Origin of the sequence: Erwinia sp. MMLR14_017 (genome assembly GCF_033657285.1) — a bacterium.
Lineage (GTDB): Bacteria > Pseudomonadota > Gammaproteobacteria > Enterobacterales > Enterobacteriaceae > Erwinia.
The window spans coordinates 1-25,872 of record NZ_JAWVWP010000008.1 but is presented as its reverse complement, the minus strand read 5'-3'; the positions used below and the strand labels follow the sequence as shown (position 1 = coordinate 25,872).

At 53.8% G+C, this 25,872-nt stretch carries 23 protein-coding genes and 1 rRNA gene; 18 read left to right on the top strand and 6 right to left on the bottom strand.

The window, feature by feature from the left end; genetic code table 11:
* Positions 1-38: 38 nt before the first annotated feature.
* The 3 genes from mmuM to SD961_RS14100 all read right to left on the bottom strand — a co-directional run bounded on the left by mmuM (position 39) and on the right by SD961_RS14100 (position 2,870).
* The gene (gene mmuM / locus SD961_RS14110) at positions 39-974 is read right to left on the bottom strand and encodes a homocysteine S-methyltransferase (RefSeq protein WP_318790981.1); all 936 of its coding nucleotides are present in this window, start codon (positions 972-974) and stop codon (positions 39-41) included.
* The gene (mmuP, locus tag SD961_RS14105) at positions 961-2,379 is read right to left on the bottom strand and encodes an S-methylmethionine permease (RefSeq protein WP_318790980.1); all 1,419 of its coding nucleotides are present in this window, start codon (positions 2,377-2,379) and stop codon (positions 961-963) included. The genes mmuM and mmuP overlap by 14 nt, the downstream gene beginning before the upstream one ends.
* A gap of 155 nt (positions 2,380-2,534) precedes the next feature.
* The gene (locus SD961_RS14100) at positions 2,535-2,870 is read right to left on the bottom strand and encodes a DUF2002 family protein (protein ID WP_318790979.1); all 336 of its coding nucleotides are present in this window, start codon (positions 2,868-2,870) and stop codon (positions 2,535-2,537) included.
* A gap of 162 nt (positions 2,871-3,032) precedes the next feature.
* Between SD961_RS14100 and SD961_RS14095 the strand changes: the two genes are divergently transcribed.
* From SD961_RS14095 to emrB, 13 genes are all read left to right on the top strand, one after another.
* Positions 3,033-3,362, top strand: a complete 330-nt coding sequence (locus SD961_RS14095) for a DUF883 family protein (RefSeq protein WP_318790978.1) — start codon at positions 3,033-3,035, stop codon at positions 3,360-3,362.
* A 274-nt stretch (positions 3,363-3,636) separates the two neighbouring features.
* Positions 3,637-3,879, top strand: coding sequence for a glutaredoxin-like protein NrdH (gene nrdH, locus SD961_RS14090; protein WP_318790977.1), 243 nt, complete (start codon positions 3,637-3,639; stop codon positions 3,877-3,879).
* 4 nt (positions 3,880-3,883) lie between these two features.
* Entirely contained in the window at positions 3,884-4,294 is a 411-nt protein-coding gene (nrdI, locus tag SD961_RS14085; protein WP_318790976.1) for a class Ib ribonucleoside-diphosphate reductase assembly flavoprotein NrdI, read from the top strand.
* A gap of 17 nt (positions 4,295-4,311) precedes the next feature.
* The gene (nrdE, locus tag SD961_RS14080; RefSeq protein ID WP_318791142.1) at positions 4,312-6,417 is read left to right on the top strand and encodes a class 1b ribonucleoside-diphosphate reductase subunit alpha; all 2,106 of its coding nucleotides are present in this window, start codon (positions 4,312-4,314) and stop codon (positions 6,415-6,417) included.
* Positions 6,418-6,457: 40 nt separating this feature from the next.
* Positions 6,458-7,417 (top strand): class 1b ribonucleoside-diphosphate reductase subunit beta, encoded by a 960-nt coding sequence (gene nrdF / locus SD961_RS14075; protein WP_318790975.1) that lies wholly within the window; start codon positions 6,458-6,460, stop codon positions 7,415-7,417.
* 397 nt (positions 7,418-7,814) lie between these two features.
* Positions 7,815-9,011 (top strand): glycine betaine/L-proline ABC transporter ATP-binding protein ProV, encoded by a 1,197-nt coding sequence (proV, locus tag SD961_RS14070; RefSeq protein ID WP_318790974.1) that lies wholly within the window; start codon positions 7,815-7,817, stop codon positions 9,009-9,011.
* The gene (gene proW, locus SD961_RS14065; RefSeq protein WP_318790973.1) at positions 9,008-10,219 is read left to right on the top strand and encodes a glycine betaine/L-proline ABC transporter permease ProW; all 1,212 of its coding nucleotides are present in this window, start codon (positions 9,008-9,010) and stop codon (positions 10,217-10,219) included. Before proV ends, proW begins: the two co-directional genes overlap by 4 nt.
* 78 nt (positions 10,220-10,297) lie before the next feature.
* Positions 10,298-11,290 (top strand): glycine betaine/L-proline ABC transporter substrate-binding protein ProX, encoded by a 993-nt coding sequence (gene proX / locus SD961_RS14060; RefSeq protein ID WP_318790971.1) that lies wholly within the window; start codon positions 10,298-10,300, stop codon positions 11,288-11,290.
* 171 nt (positions 11,291-11,461) lie between these two features.
* Complete coding sequence (locus SD961_RS14055; RefSeq protein WP_318790970.1) at positions 11,462-12,646, top strand: MFS transporter; 1,185 nt, start codon at positions 11,462-11,464, stop codon at positions 12,644-12,646.
* A gap of 142 nt (positions 12,647-12,788) precedes the next feature.
* Positions 12,789-13,166 (top strand): hypothetical protein, encoded by a 378-nt coding sequence (locus SD961_RS14050; protein WP_318790969.1) that lies wholly within the window; start codon positions 12,789-12,791, stop codon positions 13,164-13,166.
* Between the two features lie 291 nt (positions 13,167-13,457).
* On the top strand, positions 13,458-13,988 hold the full coding sequence (mprA, locus tag SD961_RS14045) for a transcriptional repressor MprA (RefSeq protein WP_318790968.1): 531 nt from the start codon (positions 13,458-13,460) through the stop codon (positions 13,986-13,988).
* A 158-nt stretch (positions 13,989-14,146) separates the two neighbouring features.
* Positions 14,147-15,319, top strand: coding sequence for a multidrug efflux MFS transporter periplasmic adaptor subunit EmrA (gene emrA, locus SD961_RS14040; RefSeq protein WP_318790967.1), 1,173 nt, complete (start codon positions 14,147-14,149; stop codon positions 15,317-15,319).
* Between the two features lie 17 nt (positions 15,320-15,336).
* Positions 15,337-16,872, top strand: coding sequence for a multidrug efflux MFS transporter permease subunit EmrB (gene emrB / locus SD961_RS14035; RefSeq protein WP_412916683.1), 1,536 nt, complete (start codon positions 15,337-15,339; stop codon positions 16,870-16,872).
* A gap of 56 nt (positions 16,873-16,928) precedes the next feature.
* Here emrB and SD961_RS14030 read toward each other — a convergent pair whose 3' ends face one another.
* Positions 16,929-17,960, bottom strand: a complete 1,032-nt coding sequence (locus tag SD961_RS14030) for a tRNA/rRNA methyltransferase (RefSeq protein ID WP_318790966.1) — start codon at positions 17,958-17,960, stop codon at positions 16,929-16,931.
* Positions 17,961-18,217: 257 nt separating this feature from the next.
* On the opposite strand from SD961_RS14030, the gene trxC reads away from it, so the two are divergent.
* The 5 genes from trxC to SD961_RS14005 all read left to right on the top strand — a co-directional run bounded on the left by trxC (position 18,218) and on the right by SD961_RS14005 (position 24,009).
* Positions 18,218-18,637, top strand: coding sequence for a thioredoxin TrxC (gene trxC, locus SD961_RS14025; protein WP_318790965.1), 420 nt, complete (start codon positions 18,218-18,220; stop codon positions 18,635-18,637).
* 86 nt (positions 18,638-18,723) lie between these two features.
* Complete coding sequence (locus SD961_RS14020) at positions 18,724-19,431, top strand: tRNA-uridine aminocarboxypropyltransferase (RefSeq protein ID WP_318790964.1); 708 nt, start codon at positions 18,724-18,726, stop codon at positions 19,429-19,431.
* An 80-nt stretch (positions 19,432-19,511) separates the two neighbouring features.
* Positions 19,512-22,163 carry a bifunctional acetate--CoA ligase family protein/GNAT family N-acetyltransferase gene (locus SD961_RS14015; RefSeq protein WP_318790963.1) on the top strand — a complete coding sequence of 884 codons (2,652 nt, stop codon included), beginning with the start codon at positions 19,512-19,514 and terminating at the stop codon, positions 22,161-22,163.
* 117 nt (positions 22,164-22,280) lie between these two features.
* A complete protein-coding gene (gene pssA, locus SD961_RS14010; protein WP_318790961.1) occupies positions 22,281-23,636 on the top strand; it encodes a CDP-diacylglycerol--serine O-phosphatidyltransferase in 1,356 nt (451 codons plus the stop codon).
* A 52-nt stretch (positions 23,637-23,688) separates the two neighbouring features.
* Entirely contained in the window at positions 23,689-24,009 is a 321-nt protein-coding gene (locus tag SD961_RS14005) for a YfiM family lipoprotein (protein WP_318790960.1), read from the top strand.
* 105 nt (positions 24,010-24,114) lie between these two features.
* Here the strand turns inward: SD961_RS14005 and SD961_RS14000 are convergent, their stop codons facing one another.
* Positions 24,115-25,419, bottom strand: coding sequence for an MFS transporter (locus SD961_RS14000; RefSeq protein WP_318790959.1), 1,305 nt, complete (start codon positions 25,417-25,419; stop codon positions 24,115-24,117).
* A 347-nt stretch (positions 25,420-25,766) separates the two neighbouring features.
* Positions 25,767-25,872, bottom strand: a 5S ribosomal RNA gene (gene rrf, locus SD961_RS13995); the annotation flags it as partial.

Sequence of the window (25,872 nt, the reverse complement as noted above, 5' to 3'; positions counted from 1 at the left end):
CGAAAAATACGGGCGTAATAAGACAAATTGTCAGCAGGTTATTGTGAATGGCAGCGTTGCGCGATGGCAGCTATATCCGCAGGCGTTGTCCGGCAGCAGCCGCCTATCAGTTTTGCACCGGCAGCCTGCCAGGCAGCGAGATTATCGCTCAGCTTGCAGGTGGAGGCGTCGCTATGCCAGCTCTTGCTGACCGCATCATACTGCTCACCAGAATTAGGATAAACCACCAGCGGTTTAGCGGTCAGCCGTGAAAGCGTTTGCAGAGAAGCAGTGACCTGGTCCAGTGCGATGCAGTTCAACCCCAGCGCCACTGCCTGCGGGCAACTCTCCAGCAGGGCGACGACTTCTTGTAAAGGGGTGCCGTCGCTGAGGTGTTCACTGTCACGCAGCGTGAAGGAGAACCAGGCTGGCGTTTCAGGGAACTCAGCCAGCAGGGCCACCAGCGCCTGAATCTCCTGGAAAGAAGGCAGCGTCTCGCAGGCAAGGATATCCGCTCCGGCGTCAATAAGAGTGCGAACGCGCGGGCGGTGGAAATCGATCATCTCCGCCTGCGGTAACGAGTAGTCGCCGCGGTATTCAGAACCGTCGGCAAGGAAGGCGCCATAAGGCCCTACCGAGCCTGCAACCAGCAGATTGCCTGGCTGCGGCGCAACAGAGAGATAGTCACTCCTTGCGCGGCTTGCCAGCTCTACGCTTCTGGCAATCAGCGCCAGCGACTCTGCTTCTGTCAGCCCACGTTTTGCAAAGCCCTGCGGCGTGGCCTGATAGCTGGCGGTGATAGCTACCTGCGCCCCGGCGTTGTAGTAGTCATAGTGCACCTGATAAATAAGCTCAGGATTTTCAATCAGTACTTTTGCCGACCAGAGTGAATCGGTCAGATCGCAGCCGCGCGCTTCCAGTTCGGTTGCCATGGCACCATCCAGGACCAGACCCGCAGCCACCAGCTGCTTTACGGTGTGATTATTCAGGGGCATGTACGCTCTCCTTTGCCAGCTCACGTTTTTTCACGTTCTGAGTCAGATAATAGGCCGCGTAGCATAAGGCTACAAAAGGCAGGCCGCAGTATAACGCAATGCGCTGCTCTGCATCGAAAGCCAGGCCGACGCAGGCCAACAGGCAGAGCAGGAAGCCCAGTACCGGCGTTACCGGATACCAGGGAGCGCGATATTTCAGGTCAGACAGCGCTCTTCCCGCCTTCAGGTGAGCACGACGGAAAAAGAAGTGGGAAGCACAGATGCTCAGCCAGACAGCCACTACCGCAAAACCGGAGATGGCAGAGAGCGCCACAAAAACGGTATCAGGCGCGATTACACTGGAAAACAACGCCAGCAGGCCACCCAGCATACTCACTGAAATTGCCGTTAACGGGATGCCTCGCGGCGTTAATCTGGCAAAACAGCGGGGCAGAGTCTGCTCATTGGACAACGACCAGAGCATCCTTCCTGAGGCATAGAGGCCGGAATTGGCCGCTGAAAGGATCGCCGTAAGGATTACGAAATTGAAAATGTCCGCAGCGTAAGGAATACCGATCTTCTCAAAAACCAGCACAAACGGGCTTTTGACGATCCCGGCCTGATCCATCGGGATCAGACAGGCCAGGATCAGCACGGTGCCGATAAAGAAGATGATCAGCCGGGCAACGGTGGTGCGGATCGCCAGCGGCAGAACTTTATGGGGATTTTCTGTTTCCCCCGCTGCGATGCCAATCAGCTCGGTGCCGGAAAAGGCAAAGTTGACCGCAACCATGGTCATCAGGATCGGCAGACCACCGTGCGGTAACCAGCCGGATGCGGTCAGGTTATGAAAGAACGGCGCGCTGCTGCCATCTTTCAGGGGAATAAATCCGAAGACCGCGCCGCCGCCCAGGATAATAAAGGCCAGGATGGTGACCACTTTGATCACCGAAAACCAAAACTCCCCCTCCGCAAAGAAGCGCGATGAAACCACGTTCAGCATAAAGATCAGCGCGCAGAACAGCAGGCACCAGAGCCAGACGGGCGAGTCCGGGAACCAGTACTGCATACAAAATCCTGCCGCCGTCAGGCTGGAGCCGAGCGCCACGGTCCAGGTCAGCCAGTAAAGCCAGGCTACGGTATAACCGGTAGCCGGACTGAGATAACGTGCAGCATAGACGTGGAAGGCACCTGTTTCAGGCATGGCCACCGACAGTTCGCCAAGGCTTAGCATCACCAGATAAACCACCAGCGCGCCAATCAGATAGGCCAGCAGCGTCCCCGCCGCACCGGTGGTAGAGATGATATAGCCGGTATTGAAAAACAGGCCGGTGCCAATCACGCCGCCTAATGAAAGCATCACCAGATGGCGGGCCTTCATGCTGCGCTTAAACTGCTGCTTTGTATCGGAGGTCTCTTGCTGCATCGCTGATTTATCCGTATAGACGTCTAAACTTCCACATGGGGTCAGCGTTATACCGATTCTGCAGGACGAAAGCAACGGTACTCTGTGTGGGGAGAATGCGTGGGGATGCGTTTTTTCAGCGCGGCCTGCGCTGAAAATTCATCAAACATGCGGGATCAGTCAAACATATGCTCAATATAACGCTCAAGCGCGACGCGGGAACTGAAGCCATGGGGAATACCATAGTGATCCTGACTCTCTCCTGCCAGGTACATAGGGAACTGTACGTAATGCTCGCAGGTTTTCATGTCAGACGCCGGATGCGCGTAAGTGTGGCTTTTCTCTTTCAGCGTGGGATGGATAATTAGCGCCGTGCGTCCCATTCGCGCTTCGCGGTTAACGTAAACATAGTTCTCGCCGCGGCGGTAGCCATAGGCCTTGGGCGTGACCGCATCCATCTCAAATCCCGCTCTCTCCAGTACGCGAGCGACCTCATCAGGGCGTAAATACATGCTAATTCCTCTAAAACGTGACAACCCTGCAACCTTACAACAGCGTGAATGCAGAGCGCTTTCGGATTAATCCATAAACGCCCCGCTTTTCGGTCCGGGTCACTTAAAAAGTTACAGATAGTCTATAGTTAATAGTACGTTTCATTTCTTAGGGAGAGAAAAATGTTTAACAGAACCAAAAAAAATGACGATATCGACATTAACCAGGATGTCTCTCAGTTGGCCGATACTTTAGACGATCTGCTGAAATCTTACGGTAGCAAAACCAAAGATGAAGTGGACGGTGCACGCTCCCGTGCCGAGGCCTTGCTAAAAGAAACGCGCGCAAAACTTAATGGTGGTCAGAGTCGGGTCACCCAGGTTGCTAAAGATGCTGGCGATCAGGTTGACACCTTTGTCCGGGACAATCCATGGCATGGCGTAGGTATTGGTGCCGCTGTGGGTATTGTCATAGGTGCGTTAATCGCCACGACCACCGCATCCCGTCACTGATCCCCCAGTCGTCCGTCCGATCCTCATGCCTTAAGGTGTGGGGATTTTTTTTGCCTGCGTAAATTTCTGCTATCCCCCGCCTGGCAAGGTCTCCTCATGCATACGCTTCCAGAAACGAAAAAACCTTTCTCTTGTGTGGTTGCATTATCAAACCACTATATCTAGTATTTACCTCAACAGCATAACCACTACATATAGTTTTCAGTCGGCACGATTCATCAGCAAAAAGTGTGCCAGATGAGGCCAAAAAGGGCCATAAAGAGGAATACGAATCATGCGCATTATTATTTACACTAAGAACAACTGTGTCCAGTGCAATGCGACAAAAAATGCGATGGATAAGCAGGGCCTGGCATATCAGCTGATTAACCTTGACCAGGAGCCGGGTGAAACAGAGACGCTGAAATCTCTGGGCTATCGCCAGCTGCCGGTAGTGATGGCAGCAGAAGATCACTGGAGCGGCTTCCGCCCGGATAAAATTTCTGCGCTCCGCCAGCTTGCCGCATCAGAGAGCTAAGCCGATGTCCACACTGGTCTATTTTTCCAGCCAGTCTGAAAACACGCATCGCTTTGTCAGCCGTACCGGCCTGCCCGCTCGTCGCATCCCTCTTGATATCGGTCAGCGTTTGCAACTGGCTGAGCCTTATATCCTGGTGGTGCCAAGCTACGGCGGCGGTAGCAGTCGGGGCGCGGTGCCTAAGCAGGTGATTCAATTTTTAAATGATGTCAGTAATCGCCAGCTTATCCGGGGCGTGATTGCCGCCGGAAACCGCAATTTTGGCGAGGCTTACTGTCTGGCTGGCAGCATCATCGCGCAAAAATGCCAGGTGCCCTGCCTCTACCGCTTTGAGCTGCTGGGCACCGCCGACGACATCAATAACGTCTACCAGGGAGTAACCCAATTTTGGCAGCAACAGACAGCACGCTTATAACCCCCAATCCAGCCGCGCTGGATTATCACTCGCTGAACGCGATGCTCAATTTGTACGATGCCGACGGCAACATTCAGTTTGAGAAAGATAAAGAGGCGATACGCCACTATTTTCTTCAGCATGTGCTGCCAAATACCGTGCAGTTCGACTCAGTAAGCGAGCGCCTGCAATACCTGGTATCTGAAGGCTACTACGAAGCAGAGGTGCTAAACGCCTGGCCGTTTGAATTTGTGAACACGCTCTTTGAACAGGCTTACCAACGCCGCTTTCGCTTTAAAACCTTTCTGGGGGCGTGGAAGTTTTATACCAGCTATACCCTGAAGACCTTTGATGGCAAACGCTATCTGGAGGGCTTCACCGAGCGGGTCTGCATGGTGGCGCTGACGCTGGCAAAAGGCGACCAGTCGCTGGCGATTTCCCTGATGGAGGAGATGCTGGCGGGTCGTTTCCAGCCTGCAACGCCTACTTTCCTGAACTGTGGAAAACAGCAGCGCGGCGAGCTTGTCTCCTGCTTCCTGCTGAGAATCGAAGACAATATGGAGTCAATTGGCCGTTCGGTGAACTCAGCTCTTCAGCTTTCCAAACGGGGCGGCGGCGTGGCTTTTCTGCTCTCCAACCTGCGTGAAGCGGGCGCGCCCATCAAGCGTATCGAAAATCAGTCATCGGGCGTGATCCCGGTAATGAAAATGCTGGAGGATGCGTTCTCCTATGCCAATCAGCTGGGCGCGCGCCAGGGTGCCGGAGCGGTTTATCTGCACGCGCATCACCCCGATATTCTCCGCTTTCTGGACACTAAGCGTGAAAACGCCGACGAAAAAATCCGCATCAAAACGCTCTCATTAGGCGTGGTGATCCCGGACGTGACCTTTGAGCTGGCCAAACGCAACCAGCCTATGGCGCTGTTTTCGCCCTATGACGTTGAACGACTCTATGGCCTGCCTTTTGCCGATATCAGCATCAGTGAAAAATATCAGGAGATGCTGGCAGATGAACGCATCGCCCGCACCTTTATCAATCCACGCGAGTTTTTCCAGACGCTGGCGGAGATCCAGTTTGAATCAGGTTATCCCTACATCATGTTTGAAGACACGGTAAATCGTGCAAACCCGATTCAGGGGCGGATCAACATGAGTAACCTCTGTTCGGAGATCCTGCAGGTGAACTCCCCTACCGAATATAATGACGACCTGAGCTACCGCCGCATCGGCAAGGATATCTCCTGCAATCTCGGCTCGCTGAATATTGCACACACTATGGACTCGCCTGATTTTTCCCGCACGGTAGAGGTGGCAGTACGTGGCCTGACTGCGGTTTCCGATCAAAGCCATATCCATTCGGTGCCCTCCATTGAGTGGGGAAATGCTCAGTCACATGCGATTGGCCTGGGACAGATGAACCTGCATGGCTATCTGGCACGTGAGGGAATTCAGTATGGCTCTGAGGTGGCGCTGGATTTCACTAATCTCTATTTCTACACCGTTACTTATCATGCGCTGCGTACTTCCAACCTGATTGCCCGCGAGCGCGGCGAGCGCTTTGCCGGATTTGAAAATTCACGCTATGCCAGCGGCGACTATTTTGCACAATATGTCGAGCAGCGCTGGGAACCCCGCACGCCAGAAGCCGCTGCGCTGTTTGCCCGCGCCGGAATTACGCTGCCGGACCAGCAGGACTGGCTGCAGCTGCGTGACGCGGTGATGAAGTACGGGATTTATAACCAGAACCTGCAGGCCATTCCGCCAACAGGTTCCATCTCCTATATCAATCACGCGACTTCCAGCATCCACCCTATCGTCTCACCTGTTGAGATCCGCAAAGAGGGCAAAACGGGCCGCGTCTACTACCCTGCGCCGTTTATGACTAACGACAATAAGGCGTTCTACCGGGATGCCTATGAAATCGGGCCGGAGGCGATTATCGACACCTATGCTGAGGCTACCCGTCATGTCGATCAAGGATTATCGCTCACGCTGTTCTTCCGTGATACCGCCACCACGCGGGATATTAATAAGGCGCAAATCTACGCCTGGAAGAAAGGCATCAAAACGCTTTACTACATTCGCCTGCGCCAGATGGCGCTAACGGGGACCGAAGTTGAAGGCTGCGTTTCCTGCTCGCTGTAAGCTCACTACCAGGGGCGAGCTGCGCCCCGAAAGAGAAGATATGAAATTAAAACGTGTGCACGCCATTAACTGGAACCAGATTGAGGATGATAAAGATCTGGAAGTCTGGAACCGCCTTACCGCTAATTTCTGGCTGCCGGAAAAAGTCCCGCTCTCTAATGACATTCCTGCCTGGAACGGCCTGAGTGCTGAAGAGCAGCAGTTGACGATCCGGGTATTCACCGGCCTGACGCTGCTGGACACTATTCAGAACAGTGTGGGTGCGCCCGCGCTGATGGCGGATGCGGTAACGCCCCATGAAGAAGCCGTGATGTCCAATATCAGCTTTATGGAAGCCGTTCACGCGCGCTCCTACAGCTCGATTTTTTCTACGCTGTGTCACACCAGCGATGTGGATGCCGCCTATCTCTGGAGTGAGGAGAACCAGCCACTTCAGCGCAAAGCGGAGATCGTCCTTAAGCACTACCATCATGACGATCCGCTGAAGAAAAAAATCGCCAGCGTGTTTCTGGAATCTTTCCTGTTCTATTCCGGCTTTTACCTGCCGATGTACTGGTCCAGCCGCGGCAAGCTGACCAACACCGCTGACCTGATCCGTCTGATTATCAAAGATGAAGCGGTTCACGGCTACTATATTGGCTATAAGTTCCAGAAATCGCTGGAGAAACAGAGTGCGGCGCGTAAAGCAGAACTCCAACAGTTTGCGGTTGATTTACTGCTGGAACTCTATGAAAACGAACTGGACTACACCGAGGCGCTCTATGAGGGCGTAGGCTGGAGTGAAGAGGTGAAAAAATTCCTCCATTACAATGCCAATAAAGCGTTAATGAATCTCGGCTATGAGGCCCTGTTCCCGGCTGAAATGATCGACGTCAACCCTGCGATTCTTGCCGCTCTTTCGCCAAATGCGGATGAAAACCATGATTTCTTCTCGGGTTCAGGATCGTCCTATGTAATGGGAAAAGCGGTCGAAACCGAAGATGAAGACTGGAACTTTTAGTCCCCTGCTGAGTGGCTACTGACCACAGCCGCTTTTTCTCCTGCCCGCTGCAATTAATTTATTATTAATCAGTCGTTCAACTAAAAAAAGTGACAGCCTGATAACGATTAAAGGCACTTTATTTGACGCTAAACCGCCCTCTTGCAGAGCAATATATGGCCCCCGGCAGGCGCATTGAGGGCGAAATATTTACTTTTTTTTCACCTGCCTCAATTCCCTGCAATCCCTTACCCCTACTGGAATTTTTAGAGATGATGGTCTACTTGTTATTTCCTGTTGCGCCCGCCCAGGGTTGTCTCAGGGTGCCAAATGTGCGAGGGTATAGGCCGCTAATATTCCACCAGGACAAATAAGAAATATAAGAAAATTAACCGCAAACAAGGAATTTAAATATTGCATGGCAATTAAACTTGAAGTTAAAAATTTATATAAGGTATTTGGGGAAAATCCCGATCGTGCTTTTAAGCTGATCGATAAAGGGATAAGTAAAGAGGCATTACTTGAGAAAACAGGGCTTTCTCTTGGCGTAAAAGATGCCAGTCTGGCCATTGAAGAAGGCGAGATATTTGTGATCATGGGGCTATCCGGTTCAGGGAAATCCACTATGGTTCGCCTTCTCAATCGTCTGATAGAACCTACCAGAGGTCAGGTCATTATTGACGGTGTCGATATTGCAAAAATATCTGACAGCGAGCTTCGTGAAGTGCGCAGAAATAAGATCAGTATGGTATTCCAGTCCTTTGCCTTAATGCCGCATATGACCGTATTAAATAATGCCGCTTTCGGGATGGAATTAGCTGGCATTCCGCTACAGGAACGTCAGGAAAAAGCGCTGGATGCCCTACGTCAGGTTGGTCTGGATAATTATGCCCATGCTTATCCCGATGAATTATCTGGCGGCATGCGTCAGCGCGTTGGCTTAGCCCGTGCGCTGGCGATAAATCCGGATATATTATTGATGGATGAAGCTTTCTCAGCACTTGATCCTTTGATCCGCACCGAAATGCAGGATGAACTGGTTAAGCTGCAATCTCGCCACCAGCGCACTATCGTCTTTATTTCCCACGATCTGGATGAGGCGATGCGTATTGGCGATCGTATTGCCATTATGCAGGGCGGTGAAGTGGTGCAGGTGGGCACGCCTGATGAAATCCTGAATAACCCGGCCAATGATTATGTGCGCACCTTCTTCCGCGGCGTGGATATCAGTCACGTTTTCAGCGCAAAAGATATTGCCCGTCGTGGTGCTGGCTCGCTGATGCGCAAAACGCCAGGTTTTGGCCCCCGTTCCGCCCTGAAATTATTGCAGGATGATGACCGCGAGTATGGCTATATCCTGGAGAAGCAGCGTTTTGTCGGCATTGTTTCCACTGATTCACTGAAAGCCGCGCTGGTTTCAGGTGAAGGTCTTGATGGCGCTATCCTTCCCGCGCCCGTAGCGATGCCCGGCGATACCTCGCTGAACGATCTGCTCTCTCACGTGGCGCAGGCGCCCTGCGCCGTTCCCATCGTTGGTGAAGAGAACCAGTACATCGGGATTATCTCTAAAGGCACGTTACTACAGGCATTAGACCGCGAAGGAGGCCAGCAATGAGTGAACAAACTACCGCAACCGATCCATGGGCGGCAGCCAGCCAGCCTTCTGCCGCACCGGCTACCGATGCCGCTCAGGCTGCTGCGCCAGCGACTGACAGCGCTCCGTCTGCGGCAGGCAGCAGCGATCCCTGGTCTACAGCCGCGCCCAGCGATGGCGGCGCCTCTTCCGCACCGGCTGATGCCGCGCCATCCGGCGGAGATGCCTGGGGTGGAGCTTCAGGGGGGCATGATGCGGCCGCTGCCAGCGGCAGCGACTGGTTAAACAGCGCACCGACACCGCAAGTTGAACACTTCAATATTCTTGATCCGTTCCATAAAACCCTGATCCCGCTGGACAGCTGGGTGACGACGGGCATCGACTGGGTCGTCACCCATTTTCGTCCGCTGTTTCAGGGCATTCGTGTTCCGGTTGACTATATTCTCAGCGCTTTCCAGCAGTTGCTGTTGGGTATGCCCGCGCCGGTGGCGATTATCGTTTTTGCGCTGATCGCCTGGCAGATGTCCAGCCTTGGCATGGGCATCGCCACGCTGGTGTCGCTGATTGCTATTGGCGCGATTGGTGCCTGGTCGCAGGCGATGGTGACGCTGGCGCTGGTTCTGACCGCGCTGCTGTTCTGCATTATTATCGGCTTGCCGCTGGGGATCTGGCTGGCGAGATCTGAGCGGGCAGCAAAGATTATACGCCCGCTACTGGATGCGATGCAGACTACCCCGGCCTTCGTCTATCTGGTGCCGATCGTCATGCTGTTCGGCATTGGTAACGTGCCGGGGGTGGTGGTCACCATCATCTTTGCCCTGCCGCCCATTGTTCGTCTGACCATTCTGGGCATCAAGCAAGTACCGGCCGATTTGATTGAGGCCAGCGAGTCTTTCGGTGCCAGTCCGCGTCAGATGCTCTTCAAGGTTCAGCTACCGCTGGCGATGCCAACCATTATGGCCGGTGTCAACCAGACGCTGATGCTGGCGCTGTCGATGGTGGTGATTGCTTCGATGATCGCCGTAGGCGGTCTCGGTCAGATGGTGCTGCGCGGGATTGGCCGTCTGGATATGGGACTGGCTACCGTAGGCGGCGTCGGCATTGTTATCCTGGCCATTATTCTTGACCGCCTGACACAATCCGTTGGCCGTGACAGCCGTAGCCGTGGGCCACGCCGCTGGTACGCTACAGGACCACTGGGTCTGTTTACCCGTCCGTTTATTAAGTAAAACCTTTCTGTAGCGAATGGCCTGCCCTGCAGGCTGTTCGCTGCCTACGCCAAGAATCACTTAAAATAAGGATACCCCATGCGTAAAGCATTATTAGCCGCCGCATTGACGACTCTGGTTGCCACTCAGGTTTCCGCCGCTGACCTGCCCGGTAAAGGCATTACCGTTAAGCCATTGCAAAGCACCATTTCGGAAGAGACCTTCCAGACCCTGCTGGTCAGCCGTGGCCTGGAGAAGCTGGGTTATACCGTTGAAGAGCCGGGTGAAGTGGATTACAACGTTGCCTATACTTCGATTGCTTCCGGTGATGCCACCTTTATCGCCACCAACTGGCAACCGCTGCACGATGATATGTATGAAGCCGCCGGTGGTGACAAGAAGTTCTACCGTCAAGGCACCTACGTTCAGGGCGCAGCCCAGGGTTATCTGATCGACAAAAAAACCGCTGAAAAATACCATATTACCCGCATCGATCAGTTGAAAGATCCCAAAATCGCCAAACTGTTTGACACTAATAATGATGGCAAGGCCGATCTGACCGGCTGTACGCCGGGCTGGGGCTGCGAAGCGGTCATCAATCACCAAATCAAAGCTTTTGATTTGAGCAATACCGTTGAGCACAATCAGGGGAACTACGCCGCCCTGATCGCCGATACCATTACCCGCTTTAAACAAGGTAAGCCGATCCTCTATTACACCTGGACGCCTTACTGGGTCAGCGATGTGTTAGTGCCTGGTCGCGATACCGTCTGGTTGCAGGTGCCGTTCTCCTCAATGCCTGGCGAACAAAAAGATATTGATACCAAATTGCCAAACGGTGCGAACTATGGTTTCCCGGTAAACACCATGCATATCGTGGCGAACAAGGCCTGGGCTGAGAAAAACCCTGCTGCGGCAAAACTCTTTTCCGAAATGAAGCTGCCTATTGCTGATATCAATGCGCAAAACTCACGCATGCATCAGGGCCAGTCTTCCGAAGCGGATATCAACGCCCATGTTGATGGCTGGATCAAAGCCCACCAGGCGCAGTTTGACGGCTGGATAAAAGATGCCACAGCTGCAACTCAGTAAGCCTGAGCTGAGTTGATGCTCACTGCTGTATAAGCGGTGAAAGTAATTGAATAAGGGGAGACGCTGGCGTCCCCCTTTTTTTATTCTGCACATTGGCTGCAATTAACCTGTGAGCAAAATAGTCATTTCAGTTACTATTACGTTAAAATTATTACTACTTTACTGAGCGCCATGAAATCCCCGCAAGCCAGTCTTACCCCTTCCCTTGTTCTTCTGATGTCCGTGGCAACGGGCTTATCTGTGGCCTGCAACTATTATGTACAGCCTTTGCTGGAAACGGTTGCCCGCACTTTTCATCTCTCCGTTAACCAGGCTGGCTTTATTGTCACTACGGCTCAGCTAGGCTATGCCGCCGGGCTGCTGCTGCTGGTCCCGCTGGGCGATATGCTGGAACGGCGGGGACTGATTGTCGGCATGAGCCTGCTGGCTGCAGGGGGAATGGTGATAACCGCCCTTTCCCCCACGCTGCCCATCATGCTGCTGGGCACGGTTCTGACCGGGCTTTTCTCGGTGGTGGCGCAAATCCTGGTACCTTTAGCCGCCACGCTGGCAGCGCCGGAGAAGAGAGGTAAGGTTGTGGGTACGGTAATGAGCGGCCTGCTGTTGGGGATCCTGCTGGCGCGAACCGTTGCCGGCGGGCTGGCACAAATAGGGGGCTGGCGCACCGTCTACTGGGTGGCCAGCGGACTGATGGTCCTGATGGCGCTGGCGCTGTGGCGCGTTCTGCCGCGCTACCAGCAATCCGTCTCCCTCAGTTATGGTCAACTGCTGAAGTCGATATTCAGCCTCTATGCCACAACGCCCCTTTTACGCACCCGCGCCATGGTCGGCTGCCTTGCCTTTGCCAACTTCAGCGTACTCTGGACCTCTATGGCATTTTTGCTCGCCTCTCCACCTTATGGCTATTCAGAGGGGATGATTGGCTTACTGGGTCTGGTGGGTGCCGCTGGGGCGCTTGCGGCGCGCCAGGCTGGATCGCTGGCCGATAAAGGTAAGGCCCGCCTCACCACTACCGCTGGTTTATTGATTATGCTGTTCTCATGGGCCATTACCGCGTTGGGGAGTCATTCGCTGGTCGCATTAATCATTGGTATCATCCTGCTGGATCTGGCTGTCCAGGGCGTTCATATTACAAATCAGAGCGTTATCTATCGCCAGATGCCGGAAGCGCGTAATCGCCTAACTGCAGGTTATATGACCAGCTACTTTATCGGCGGAGCAATAGGCTCACTGGTTTCAGCCACGGCTTATCAACATGCAGGCTGGCTGGGCGTTTGCGCAGCCGGGGCACTCTTAACCATACTTAATCTGTTGTGCTGGTGGCGAGGCTCACATAATGAGCTGGCTACTCCTTAGCCTGCAAATAGTAAATAGCGTAAATTTCCGGCTTACTGCCCTGTTAAGCGGTTACACACTCTGGTATGGTTAGCTTGCACTTATTCAGATCGGTTATTTTTTCGTATGAAACTATTAAGTCACAGGCAGGAAGACGTTCAAAATGGCTGAGTACATTGATGAACGGGGCAACAGTGATGAAGGTCAGATCTTTGTGGTGAAAAGCCAGACAGGTTTTCTGCCTGTCAACCATGTTTACCACCTGATTAAGACCATCTCTGGCTTAACTTCGCCGGGCTTGAGTTATCTTAGTACCACCGTCCGCCGTTTGTCACGCCTCTCACCGGCTCTGCTCTGTTTTCCCACTCTGCCGCTTCGTCAGCAGAGCGCGCTGTGTGCTTTTCAGCATGGGCTGGTGACGTATGCAAACTTGTTACAGGGTGTGCCGGAAAGCGGCGTAAAGGCTCTCTTTCGCGCCTGGTTTTTCCCACGGACATCCCACTATAAACACTCCGCCTTTTTGCAGAGTGACAGCGCATGAGAAGTAAGCCAGACGAGTCAGCCTTCTCACTGAAGATCAAAAACAGTGGGAAACAGCGACTGAATGGTTTAGCGCGCCTTTGGCCCTCCCGCAGGGATTTTGGCCGGTCCGGTATGACCCTTTATCACACCCGCAGTCTTCTTTCACGGACTGCTGAGCGCCCTGGGTTATGGAGTGACCTGGAAATTACTGATGGTGCCCGTCGGCTTGCGAGTAGGCCTTGCCGCCAGGAATGCGTTATTGACCCTTCACCATCGTTACGATACCAGTTGCAACTTATGAGGTTCCCAGATGGAAAGTTCGTTTACCCCCATTGAACAGATGCTAAATTTCCGTGCTAACCGTCAGAAAGATTTCCCTTTACAGGAAATTATGCTGACCCGTCTCTGTATGCATATGCAGAGCAAATTGCTGGAAAACCGCAACAAGATGCTCAAGGCTCAGGGGATTAACGAGACGTTGTTTATGGCTCTGATTACCCTGGATGCCCAGGAAGATCACAGCATTCAGCCCTCCGAACTCAGCGCAGCGCTGGGTTCTTCCCGGACTAACGCCACCCGTATCGCGGATGAGCTGGAAAAACGCGGCTGGATTGAGCGCCGCGAGAGCGACAACGACCGTCGTTGTCTGCATCTGCACCTGACTGAAAAAGGCCATGAATTCCTGCGCCAGTTGCTGCCTCCTCAGCACAAATCGCTGCAGTTATTGTGGTCTTCTCTGAATGCTTCCGAGAAATCACAGCTGGAAGGCATTACCCGCAAATTACTGAACCGCCTCGATCAGATGGATGAAGAAGAAGTGGTAACGGCCCTTTCCCGGTAACCTTTTCGGCAATAGCATATTGTGCGACGACCCGCCTGCCAGTAACCGCTATGTTAAACCGCGAATTTTTGACTTATGCCAGCGCTAACGCGCTGGCATTTTAGAATCCGGGAATGACCAGAGTTATTACCCGATGGCATGGATAAGTGGAGAAGAAAATGAGTGCAAACGCGGAGAACGTCAGCCCGCAACCGCCAGCCAATAAAAAGAAAAAACGTAAAATAGCGTTAATTTTTCTGGCTGCGCTGTTCATTCTTATCGGGGTGGCGTATCTGGTGTACTGGTTTATGGTGCTGCGCCATTACCAGGAAACCGATGATGCTTATGTCGCAGGTAACCAGGCGCAGGTCATGGCGCAGGTTGCTGGCAGCGTAAATAAGGTGTGGTTTGATAATACCGATTACGTCAAAAAAGGGGATGTGCTGGTTTCGCTGGATAAAACGGATGCGGAGCAGGCCTTTGAAAAAGCGCAGACGGCGCTGGCCACTACCGTTCGCCAGACGCATCAGCTGATCATCAATGGCCGCCAGTATCAGGCCAGTATCGATCTGCAAAAAACCGCTCTTGAGCAGGCGCAGTCAGATCTTAAACGGCGTGAGCCATTAGGTGCCGCTAATCTGATAGGCCGTGAAGACCTGCAGCATGCGCGTGATGCCGTGGCTACCGCCAAAGCGCAGCTTGATGTTGCTATGCAGCAGTTCAATGCTAACCAGGCGATGGTCCTTAACACTTCGCTGGAAAATCAGCCTGCGGTTAAACAGAGTGCGGCAGAGTTACGTGATGCCTGGCTGGCGTTACAGCGCACCGACGTAGTCAGCCCGATTGATGGCTATGTCTCCCGCCGCAGCGTGCAGGTTGGCTCGCAAATTACCTCTACCACGCCACTGCTGGCCGTTGTCCCGGCCCACAATCTGTGGGTGGATGCCAACTTCAAAGAGACCCAGTTGGCAGGCGTGCGAATCGGGCAGCCAGCCACGGTGGTCAGTGATATTTATGGCGACGATGTGGAATACCACGGCAAAGTGGTTGGCCTGGATATGGGAACAGGCAGCGCCTTCTCACTGCTGCCAGCGCAGAACGCTACGGGCAACTGGATTAAAGTCGTTCAGCGTCTGCCGGTCCGTATTGAGCTGGATGCTGAAGAAGTGGCTAAACATCCGTTGCGTATCGGACTGTCGACGCTGGTGAACATCGATACCGCCAGTACCGAAGGTGGAGTGCTGGCCACCAGCGTGCGTTCAGCGCCGGCCTATGAAACCAACGCGCTGGCACTGGATTTAGCGCCAGCTAATCAGATGATTGCCGATATCATCCGCGCCAATGCAGGCTGAAAAAGCGGGAGGCTGTTGTGGCACAAAAACCGCTTGAGGGAACTCAGCTTGTTCTGATGACCATCGCGTTGTCGCTGGCCACGTTTATGCAGGTGCTGGACTCCACCATCGCTAACGTGGCTATTCCGACTATCGCCGGGAACCTGGGGGCATCAAACTCGCAGGGTACCTGGGTCATTACTTCGTTTGGGGTGGCTAACGCCATTTCGATCCCCATTACCGGCTGGCTGGCGAAACGTGTAGGTGAAGTAAAGCTGTTTCTGTGGTCCACGGCAGCCTTTGCCGTGGCCTCCTGGCTGTGCGGCATGTCCGACAGCCTGACAATGCTGATCTTCTTCCGTGTGGTCCAGGGCGTGGTGGCTGGTCCGCTGATCCCGCTCTCACAGAGTTTACTGCTCAATAATTACCCCCCAGCCAAGCGAAGTATCGCCCTGTCATTATGGGCGATGACGGTGATCGTTGCGCCTATCTGCGGTCCGATTCTGGGCGGCTGGATCAGCGATAACTATCACTGGGGTTGGATCTTCTTTATCAACGTGCCGATAGGCGTTGTGGTGGTGATGCTGACGCTGCAAACCCTGCGAAACCGGGAGACGGCAACGGTGGTCCGGCCTATTGATACTGTGGGTCTGGTTCTGTTGGTGGTGGGTATTGGTTCGCTGCAGATCATGCTGGACCGGGGTAAAGAGCTGGACTGGTTCAGCTCGCCAGAAATAGTAGTATTGACGGTGCTGGCGGTCATCGCGCTCCTTGTGCTGTTGGTCTGGGAGCTGACGGACGATCATCCGATAGTGGATCTCTCGCTATTCAAATCGCGAAACTTCACCATTGGCTGCGTGTCGATAAGCCTCGCCTATATGCTCTACTTCGGCTCAATAGTGCTGTTACCGCAATTGTTGCAGGAGGTCTATGGCTACACGGCAACCTGGGCGGGTCTGGCATCGGCGCCGGTGGGAATAATACCGGTGATCCTGTCGCCCATTATTGGCCGGTTCGCACATAAGCTGGATATGCGAAAGCTGGTCACCTTCAGCTTCATTATGTATGCCGTATGTTTCTACTGGCGAGCCTATACGTTTGAGCCGGGGATGAACTTTGGGGCCTCTGCGTGGCCGCAGTTTATTCAGGGATTTGCCGTGGCCTGCTTCTTTATGCCGCTGACCACTATCACCCTGTCCGGGCTGCCGCCTGAACGGATGGCGGCGGCTTCCAGTCTGTCCAACTTTACGCGAACGCTGGCAGGTTCTATCGGAACATCGATAACCACCACGCTGTGGACGGACAGAGAATCGATGCACCACAGCTATCTCAGCGAGTCTGTAAACCCTTACAACGTTAACTCGCAGGAGATGTACAGCAAGCTGGAACAGCTGGGTATGACGCACGACCAGGCCTCCTCCTGGATAGCGCAGCAGATCACTAACCAGGGTCTGATTATCTCCGCAAACGAGATTTTCTGGGTCTCTGCAGGCATATTCCTGGTGCTGCTGGTGGTGATCTGGTTTGCCCGTCCACCGTTCAGTTCTGGCGGCGGCGGCGGCGGAGCGCACTGATAATAAGCCAAAAAAAACGGGCCCTTGCGGGGCCCGTTTTTCATATCAGCAACAGCTTAAGCGTTCTGACGCCACCACTCTGCAAGCAGAATGCCGGTTGCCACAGAAACGTTCAGACTTTCCACGTTGCCTGTTCCACCGATGGAGACGCTCAGATCGCCCTGTTGCCAGGTACTGTCTGACAAACCATCGCTTTCCTGGCCCAGCACCAGCACCATCTTAGCGGGCAGTTCTGCCTGCGCTAACGGCGTGCCTTTGTGGCTGGATGTGGTGACAATGGTGTAGCCCGCTTTACGGAAAGCGTTCAGACCCGCCACAAAGCTTTCGCCACTGATCGCCTGAACATGCTCGGCCCCGCCTTCTGCCGTGCGCACTGCTGCACCGGACTCCAGTAAGGAAGCATCATCCACCAGCACACCTTTCGCGCCGAAGTGCGCACAGCTGCGCATCATGCCGCCCAGGTTGTGCGGATTGCCAATTTGCTCCAGCGCCAATACGCAATCTTTCTCACCCGCGTTTGCCAGCCACTCACTCACTGGCATACCGGAGCGTTTCTTGATCAGGAAGCAGACGCCACCGTGGTGCTCAGTGCCGGACGCTTTAGCCAGTTCGGCCTCATCCACCACATGATACGCTTTACGGTTAGCCGCCATCCATTTCAGCGCCTCGCGAAAACGCGGGGTCACTTCCTGGACAAACCAGGCACGCACGATACAGTCCGGGCGGCTCTGGAATAGCGCCTGGCAGGCGTTTTCGCCATACACGCGCGTCTCTTCCTGACGCTGACGACGGATCTGCTCCGGGTCAACATAGCTTTTCCCGCTGATACCACCGTGATCCGGTTTATCATCATTGGGTGCTGACGGCGCGCGTGAAACCGTGCGCCATGGTGATTCACCCGGTGCTACGTCGCGATCGCGCCCGCCACGCGGCTTGCTTTCTGTATTGCGTGAAGGACGACGACTGCCATCCTGACGAGGTCCACCTTTACCGGTACGGGGATTTGCCCCGCCTTTGTTACTCTCGTCTTCACTGCGGACATACATCACTTTGACTTTACCGCTTTTACCTTTAAATTCGTCGTTCATTTTCCCTCCACCTGGCTGAGCGCGAAGCGCGCAGAGTACCTGATGTGACGCCGCTTAGCTATTAACTTCCACTAAAAGCGTCTGTTGTGCAGCATCCGGGCAGGATGCCACCAATTGGTAAGGCTGTCAGTCACCGCCTATTATACCCATCGAACAAATCTCTTTGTTGCCAGCAAGCCGGACACGCATAATTATCAGCTATGACTCAGGAATGCGGTAAGTGAATGCTTACCCTTAATCATCACCGAGGTGAAACAATGAATACGGTTTGTAGTTCATGCCAGGCGACGAATCGCGTTCCGCCAGAGCGCGTGGCTGAAGGCGCAAAATGCGGTCGCTGCGGCACTCCTCTTTTTGCCGGCGAAGTGATCAATGCCACTACGGCAACCCTGGATAAATATCTGCAGGACGACCTGCCTGTTGTTGTCGACTTCTGGGCACCCTGGTGTGGTCCTTGCGTTAACTTCGCACCGGTTTATAAAAATGTGGCGGAAGAGCGCAGCGGTAAGATCCGCTTTTTAAAGGTGAATACTGAAGCGGAACCAGAACTCAGCGCCCGTTTTCGTATCCGCAGCATCCCTACAATTATGGTCTTTAAACAGGGCCAGATGGTAGATATGCTTAACGGCGCGATGCCGAAAGCCCCGTTTGAGTCGTGGCTTGACGAAAACCTTTGATACGCTGCTTAGTGGTCAGGCCTGCCTGACCACTACTGCTCCCGCCCCGTTTCCGCTAGAATAGCGTTTTCCCTGAATTCGCTCCCATGACTGATAACGCTGTCCTGCGCCTGCGCGCTGAACGTCTTGCCCGCGCCACCCGTCCTTTTCTTGCCCGCGGCAACCGCACCGTTCGCTGCCAGCGCTGCCTGCTTCCGCAGCGAAATTGCCTGTGCGCCACGCTGCAACCTCAACAGGCCCGCAGCCGTTTCTGCCTGGTGATGTTTGATACCGAGCCGATGAAGCCCAGTAATACAGGACGGCTGATTGCGGATATTCTTCCTGATACACAGGCGTTTGGCTGGTCACGTACCGAGCCCGATCCAGCGATGCTGGCAGCGGTAGAGAATGCGGACGTGCAGCCTCTGGTGGTTTTTCCTGAGTCCTACGCCGATGCCGGGCGACCGGTGATAAATCACCCGCCGATGAGCGGCAAGCCGCCTCTTTTCATTATGCTGGATGGCACCTGGACCGAGGCGCGAAAGATGTTCCGCAAAAGTCCATGGCTGGACAGATTACCGGTTATGTCACTGACGCTTAACCGCCCCTCAAATTACCAGCTTCGCGAGGTACACGCGGAAGGTCAGCACTGTACTGCTGAAGTTGCCGCTGAATTACTGCTGCAGGCTGGTGATACCGCCGCCGGGGAGGCGCTGTTCAGCCATTTCGATCTGTTCCGCCAGCGCTATCTGGCTGGTAAACCGCATCATCCGGTTCATCAAAATGCGGCCCAGCACCCGGAATCCTGCCCGTGATCGTTTTATTCTGACTGATGACAACGGGCAGAGTGGGCAGAACAGGTTAGAATCAGGGAATCTTTTCAAGGGAGTCAAGAATGAGCCAGCGCGGATTAGAAGCCCTGTTACGACCTAAATCGATAGCGGTAATTGGTGCCTCCTCCCGCCCGGAACGTGCGGGTTATCTGATGATGCGTAATCTGCTGGCGGGAGGATTTAATGGACCTGTACTGCCAGTTAATCCCAGATATAAAGCCGTTTGCGGCGTGCTTACCTGGCCGGATATCGCCAGCCTGCCGCTCTCCCCTGATCTGGCTATTCTCTGTACTCATGCCAGCCGCAACCTTGAATTGCTCCGCCAACTGGGCGAACGGGGCTGCAAGGCCTGCATTATTCTTTCCGCCCCGGCAAGCCAGTTGGAGGCGCTGAAACGGTGCGCCAGCGAATGGCAAATCCGTCTGCTTGGCCCCAACAGTCTGGGTCTGCTGGCCCCGTGGCAGGGACTTAACGCCAGTTTTTCACCCGTGCCGATCCAGAAAGGCAAGCTGGCGTTTATCTCCCAGTCTGCCGCCGTTTCTAATACCATTCTGGACTGGGCGCAACAGCGGCAACTGGGCTTCTCCTGGTTTATTGCGCTGGGCGACAGCCTGGATATTGATGCGGACGATCTGCTGGACTTCCTGGCAAGAGACGGCAAAACCAGCGCTATTTTGCTCTACCTTGAGCATTTAAGCGATGCCCGCCGGTTTGTCTCAGCCGCCCGCAGTGCTTCCCGTAATAAACCTATTCTGGTGATCAAAAGCGGCCGCAGCCAGCAGGCACAGCAATTACTGAAAACCCATGCAGGGCTTGATGCCGCCTGGGATGCAGCGATCCAGCGCGCCGGTTTGCTGCGCGTGCAGGACACCCACGAGCTATTTTCCGCCGTAGAGACCTTGAGCCACATGCGTCCCTTACGCGGTGAAAGGCTGATGATTATCAGTAACGGTGCGGCTCCTGCGGCACTGGCCCTCGACGCCTTAGAAGCGAGAAACGGCAGGCTGGCGAAGTTAAGTGAGGAACTACTAACCGATCTGCAAAATCTGTTATCTGATGAGATAAACGCAGGGAATCCGCTGGATTTAAAAGATGATGCCACGCCTGAACGTTATATTCAGGTTGTCTCGCGGCTGCTGGAGAGCACCGATATTGATGCGCTGATGATTATCCACGCCCCAAGCGCCGTGGCGCCCGCCACGTTAACGGCGCAGCGGCTGATTGAAACGATCCTGAAGCATCCCCGCGCAAAGCAACTTACGCTGCTGACCAACTGGTGCGGGGAGTTCTCTTCTCCCGAGGCACGCAGATTGTTTAGTGATGCCGGTATTCCAACCTATCGAACGCCCGAGGGCACGGTCACCGCCTTTATGCATATGGTGGAATATCGCCGTAACCAGAAGCAGCTTCGCGAGACCCCCGCTTTGCCCGCTAATCTTACGGCCAATACCACCGAGGCGCATCAGTTGATCCGTGCCGCGCTGGACGAAGGGGCTTCCACGCTGGATACGCATGAAGTTCAGGCTATTTTGCAAGCCTATGGCCTCAATACGCTGCCGACCTGGATAGCCAGCGACAGTGTGGAAGCGGTGCATATTGCCGGTCAGATTGGCTACCCTGTGGCGCTGAAACTTCGCTCCCCGGATATTCCCCATAAGTCAGAAGTTCAGGGTGTGATGCTCTACCTGCGCACCGCCAGCGAAGTGCAGCAGGCTGCGGAAGCCATTATCGACAGGGTAAAACTCGCCTGGCCGCAAGCCAGCATCCACGGGCTGCTGGTTCAGAGCATGGCTAATCGCGCCGGTGCTCAGGAGTTACGGATTGTTGTCGAGCAGGACCCGGTTTTCGGCCCGATGATTATGTTAGGCGAAGGTGGAATCGAGTGGCAGGCCGACAAACAGGCCGTCGTGGCCCTGCCTCCTCTTAATATGACGCTGGCACGCTATCTGGTGATTCAGGCGATTAAAAGCGGCAAAATCCGCAGCCGTAGCGCGCTTCAGCCGCTTGATATTGCCGGGATCAGTCAGGTGCTGGTACAGGTTTCTAACCTTATTGTTGATTGCCCGGAAATTGTCCGGCTGGATATTCATCCGCTGCTTGCCGCAGGCAGTGAGTTTTCACTGCTCGATGTGACAATGCAGCTGGCTGATTTTAAGGGTGACCCGGAAGCACGGCTGGCCATTCGCCCCTACCCTCATGCGCTGGAAGAGCAGGTAGCCTTAAAGAATGGCGACTCCTGCCTGTTTCGCCCTATCCTGCCGGAAGATGAGCCTTTGCTCAGAGAGTTTATCGATCGGGTAACCAAAGAAGATCTCTATTATCGCTACTTCAGTGAGATCAACGAGTTCACTCATGACGATTTGGCTAACATGACGCAAATCGACTACGATCGGGAGATGGCAATTGTTGCGGTGCGTAAATATCACGGCCGAGACGAGATTATCGGCGTGACGCGCGCAATTTCAGATGCTGATAATATTGATGCCGAGTTTTCCGTGCTGGTGCGCTCGGATCTTAAAGGTCTGGGCCTTGGCCGACGGTTATTAGAGAAAATGATTGTTTATACCCGGCAGCATGGTTTGCAGCAGTTAAACGGCATTACTATGCCGGGAAATCAGGGAATGATAGCCTTAGCGCGTAAACTTGGCTTTGCCGTAGATGTGCAAATTGAAGACGGTATTGTGGGCCTTTCGCTCACACTTTGCGCATCCTGATAATGTCTGGAAACGTAAAACTAAAACCATCGCGGCCAACTAATGGTAATATTCGCGGTTATAGTGATGATTTTATGGCAAAAGGCCATTCTATGAACAGAGAAGATACGCACTGTGATGTTGTCTAAATTTAAACGTAATAAACACCAACAGCACCTTGCGGACCTGCCAAAACTGGCTCAGTCGGAGGCTGATTTCAGCACGTTGTATTCAGCGGCTGATTTTCGCCAGACTCTGCTGGAAAAAATCGCTGGTGCCACCAGGCGCATCTGTATTGTGGCGCTTTATCTTGAGAACGATGATGGCGGGCGCAGCGTCCTCGAAGCGCTGTATGAAGCTAAGCGCCTTCGGCCTGAACTGGATGTCCGCGTGCTGGTTGACTGGCATCGTGCACAGCGTGGCCGCATTGGCGCCGCACGTACCGCTACCAATGCAGACTGGTACTGCGAGCTGGCCGACAATCATCCCGATATTAAAATTTCTGTTTATGGCGTGCCGGTCAACACACGTGAAGCGCTGGGTGTTCTGCACCTCAAAGGTTCGATCATTGATGATCTGCTTTTTTACACCGGTGCCAGCCTGAACGATGTCTATCTGCATCAGCACGATAAATACCGTTACGATCGCTATCATCTCATTACCAACCCTGCGCTCGCAGATACCATGTTCAACTGGATAGAGACCAATCTGATCCAGGCTGAAGCCGTTCACCGGCTCGATCAGCATGAACGTCCCAAGAGTCCTGAAATCAAATATGAAACGCGCCAGTTCCGTCAGGATCTGCGCGGGTTTGATTATCAGTTTAAGGGCAACGCCAGTAACGAGCAGTTGGCGGTCACGCCGCTGGTGGGATTGGGTAAACGTAGCCTGCTGAATAAGACTATCTTCCATCTGATGCCCTGTGCCGAGCAGAAGCTGACGCTATGCACGCCCTATTTCAATATGCCGGCCATTCTGGTGCGTAACATAATCTGGCTGCTGCGGCAGGGAAGAGAAGTTGAGATTATCGTCGGTGATAAAACCGCTAATGATTTTTATATTCCTGAAGATCAGCCGTTTAAAATTATCGGCGCGCTGCCTTATCTGTATGAAATTAATCTTCGCCGTTTCCTGAGCCGCCTGCAGTACTACGTTACCAATGGTCAGCTGACCGTGCGCCTGTGGAAAGAGGGTGAAAACAGTTACCATCTCAAAGGCATGTGGGTTGACGATGAATGGATGTTGATTACCGGCAATAACCTCAATCCGCGCGCCTGGCGGCTGGATCTGGAAAATGCCATTTTAATCCACGATCCCCTGCATCAGCTTACTGCACAAAGCAGCCGCGAGCTGGAGTTGATCCGCCAGAATACCACGGTCGTGCAACATTACCGCGATCTGGAAAGCATTGCCGATTATCCGCTGAAAGTGCGCAAGCTGATCCGCCGCCTGCGCAGGATCCGCATAGACAGGTTGATCAGCCGGATCCTTTAAGTTCGCCTCTTTCAGGCCCTGTCAGTGACGGGGCCTTTTTACAGGAAGCTTTATGCGCAAACTACTGCTGCTGTTAGTTCTCTGCTGTACCGGCTGTTCGCATATGGCTCAGGACAGCTGGAGTGGCAAAGATAAAGCGCAGCACTTCTTCTCTTCCGCTTTTCTCACCGCAGCCGGAAACGCTTACGGTGAAAAGCAGCACTGGAGCCAGGGCCGAAGCGCCAGTTTTGGCCTGATGTTTGCCATCAGCCTGGGCGCAGCGAAAGAACTTTATGACAGTCGTCAGGGCGGAACGGGATGGAGCTGGAAGGATTTTAGCTGGGATATAGCCGGTGCAGCCACCGGCTATACGCTATGGAACATCACCCGCTGAGAGTGATGCCGTTTTCTTTTGCATGTTCTGCTCATCAGTCACTACGTGGTGCCGCTTCCTTTCTTTTGCAGTAACAGACGCTGTCTGATGAGCATCAGCCGCTGCTTATAACCTGATGCCCTTTCCTCTCCTGTGCAGCAGCAGTGAGACCAGGAAAGCAACCGCGCCCATAGCAGAGACATACCAGAAAAAGGTGGTTTCACTGCCCGCCGCCTTCAGCGACAGTGCCACGTACTCCGCCGATCCGCCAAATACTGCATTAGCCACCGCATAAGATAATCCCACTCCCAGCGCACGCACTTCAGGCGGGAACATTTCAGCCTTCAGGATCCCACTGATTGAGGTATAGAAACTGGTGATCAGCAGGGAAATCATCACCAGCATAAAGGCAAGCCAGGGACTGTTAACGCTTTGCAGCATCGTCAGCACTGGCACGGTACAGATCGCTGCCAGTCCGCCAAAGATCAGCATTGAGCTTCGACGACCAATCTTATCGGACAAGGCGCCAATAAAAGGCTGTATCAACATGAAGATGAACAGTGCAGCGGTCATTATGGCGCTTGCTGTTCTGGTATCCATGCCCGAGGTATTCACCAGATATTTCTGCATATAGGTAGTAAAGGTGTAGAAACTCAGCGAACCGCCTGCGGTGAATCCCAGAACCATGATAAAAGCACGGCGATTTTTCCACAGGCCTCTCAGAGAACCAGCATCTTTATGTTTACGCGTTTTGCTGTCTGAAGTTTCATTCAGTGAACGACGCAGATAAAGTGCCACAACTGCCAGCACGGCGCCCAGCGCAAATGGAATGCGCCAGCCCCAGCTACGAAGCTCTTCATCACTGAGAATTTGCTGCAGCACGACGACAGTCAGAAGAGCCAGCAGTTGCCCTCCGATCAAGGTAACGTACTGGAAGGAAGCGTAAAATCCTTTTTTGCCCTCAACCGCGACTTCACTCATATAGGTTGCGCTGGTGCCATACTCCCCACCGACTGAAAGTCCCTGGAAAAGGCGGGCCAGCAGTAAAAGCGCGGGTGCCCAGACCCCAATTGTTCCGTAACCCGGCAGGCAGGCAATGACCAGCGATCCAAAGCACATCATGCAAACCGATATCAGCATCGATTTCTTACGGCCGTGCTTATCGCCGATGTAGCCAAACAGCCAGCCGCCAATCGGTCGCATCAGAAAGCCTGCAGCAAAGACGCCAGCCGTTTGCAGCAGTTGCGTTGTAGGATTACCGCTGGGGAAAAAGACGTGGGCAAAATAGAGTGAGCAAAAAGAATAGACATAAAAATCAAACCATTCCACCAGGTTCCCTGATGAAGCGCCAACAATTGCCCAGATCCTTTGACGCGTGCTGAGAGCATCCTTCACTACGTCAGGCTGCTGTTGTGATGTGGCATCTGCCATATAATTAACCTCTTTTTTATCCCTTGCTAATAATTAGCGACAGAAGTGAAACAACAACCTGCAGTAAACCTTACTGGCAGGCGGTTAACGACTTGTTTTTCGTGTTGTTGTTACAAAACTGTGAAGTAGAGTGGATTACAGAGGAAGAATTTACAGAAACAAAAAAGGCCCCGTGCGTCAGCGCGGGGCCCTTTTCTTTCTTCTTCCGCGCCGGTGGGCATCACGCCGCGCCTGCGGACGCTCTCCGGCTTTACCTGCGGGTAACGCCGCTGCCCCGCACCGCTTTTTCACGGCGCCCGGACGCAAAAAACCCCGGCCTTGCGGCCGGGGTTATCGCTTTATTTAATGCCTGGCAGTTCCCTACTCTCGCATGGGGAGACCCCACACTACCATCGGCGCTACGGCGTTTCACTTCTGAGTTCGGCATGGGGTCAGGTGGGACCACCGCGCTAA

Excerpts from the sequence above, each read along its gene's own strand:
- mmuM (WP_318790981.1), bottom strand. The coding sequence starts at position 974 with ATGCCCCTGAATAATCACACCGTAAAGCAGCTGGTGGCTGCGGGTCTG.
- mmuP (WP_318790980.1), bottom strand. The coding sequence starts at position 2,379 with ATGCAGCAAGAGACCTCCGATACAAAGCAGCAGTTTAAGCGCAGCATG.
- SD961_RS14100 (WP_318790979.1), bottom strand. The coding sequence starts at position 2,870 with ATGTATTTACGCCCTGATGAGGTCGCTCGCGTACTGGAGAGAGCGGGA.
- SD961_RS14095 (WP_318790978.1), top strand. The coding sequence starts at position 3,033 with ATGTTTAACAGAACCAAAAAAAATGACGATATCGACATTAACCAGGAT.
- nrdH (WP_318790977.1), top strand. The coding sequence starts at position 3,637 with ATGCGCATTATTATTTACACTAAGAACAACTGTGTCCAGTGCAATGCG.
- nrdI (WP_318790976.1), top strand. The coding sequence starts at position 3,884 with ATGTCCACACTGGTCTATTTTTCCAGCCAGTCTGAAAACACGCATCGC.
- nrdF (WP_318790975.1), top strand. The coding sequence starts at position 6,458 with ATGAAATTAAAACGTGTGCACGCCATTAACTGGAACCAGATTGAGGAT.
- proV (WP_318790974.1), top strand. The coding sequence starts at position 7,815 with ATGGCAATTAAACTTGAAGTTAAAAATTTATATAAGGTATTTGGGGAA.
- proW (WP_318790973.1), top strand. The coding sequence starts at position 9,008 with ATGAGTGAACAAACTACCGCAACCGATCCATGGGCGGCAGCCAGCCAG.
- proX (WP_318790971.1), top strand. The coding sequence starts at position 10,298 with ATGCGTAAAGCATTATTAGCCGCCGCATTGACGACTCTGGTTGCCACT.
- SD961_RS14055 (WP_318790970.1), top strand. The coding sequence starts at position 11,462 with ATGAAATCCCCGCAAGCCAGTCTTACCCCTTCCCTTGTTCTTCTGATG.
- SD961_RS14050 (WP_318790969.1), top strand. The coding sequence starts at position 12,789 with ATGGCTGAGTACATTGATGAACGGGGCAACAGTGATGAAGGTCAGATC.
- mprA (WP_318790968.1), top strand. The coding sequence starts at position 13,458 with ATGGAAAGTTCGTTTACCCCCATTGAACAGATGCTAAATTTCCGTGCT.
- emrA (WP_318790967.1), top strand. The coding sequence starts at position 14,147 with ATGAGTGCAAACGCGGAGAACGTCAGCCCGCAACCGCCAGCCAATAAA.
- SD961_RS14030 (WP_318790966.1), bottom strand. The coding sequence starts at position 17,960 with ATGAACGACGAATTTAAAGGTAAAAGCGGTAAAGTCAAAGTGATGTAT.
- trxC (WP_318790965.1), top strand. The coding sequence starts at position 18,218 with ATGAATACGGTTTGTAGTTCATGCCAGGCGACGAATCGCGTTCCGCCA.
- SD961_RS14020 (WP_318790964.1), top strand. The coding sequence starts at position 18,724 with ATGACTGATAACGCTGTCCTGCGCCTGCGCGCTGAACGTCTTGCCCGC.
- SD961_RS14015 (WP_318790963.1), top strand. The coding sequence starts at position 19,512 with ATGAGCCAGCGCGGATTAGAAGCCCTGTTACGACCTAAATCGATAGCG.
- pssA (WP_318790961.1), top strand. The coding sequence starts at position 22,281 with ATGTTGTCTAAATTTAAACGTAATAAACACCAACAGCACCTTGCGGAC.
- SD961_RS14005 (WP_318790960.1), top strand. The coding sequence starts at position 23,689 with ATGCGCAAACTACTGCTGCTGTTAGTTCTCTGCTGTACCGGCTGTTCG.
- SD961_RS14000 (WP_318790959.1), bottom strand. The coding sequence starts at position 25,419 with ATGGCAGATGCCACATCACAACAGCAGCCTGACGTAGTGAAGGATGCT.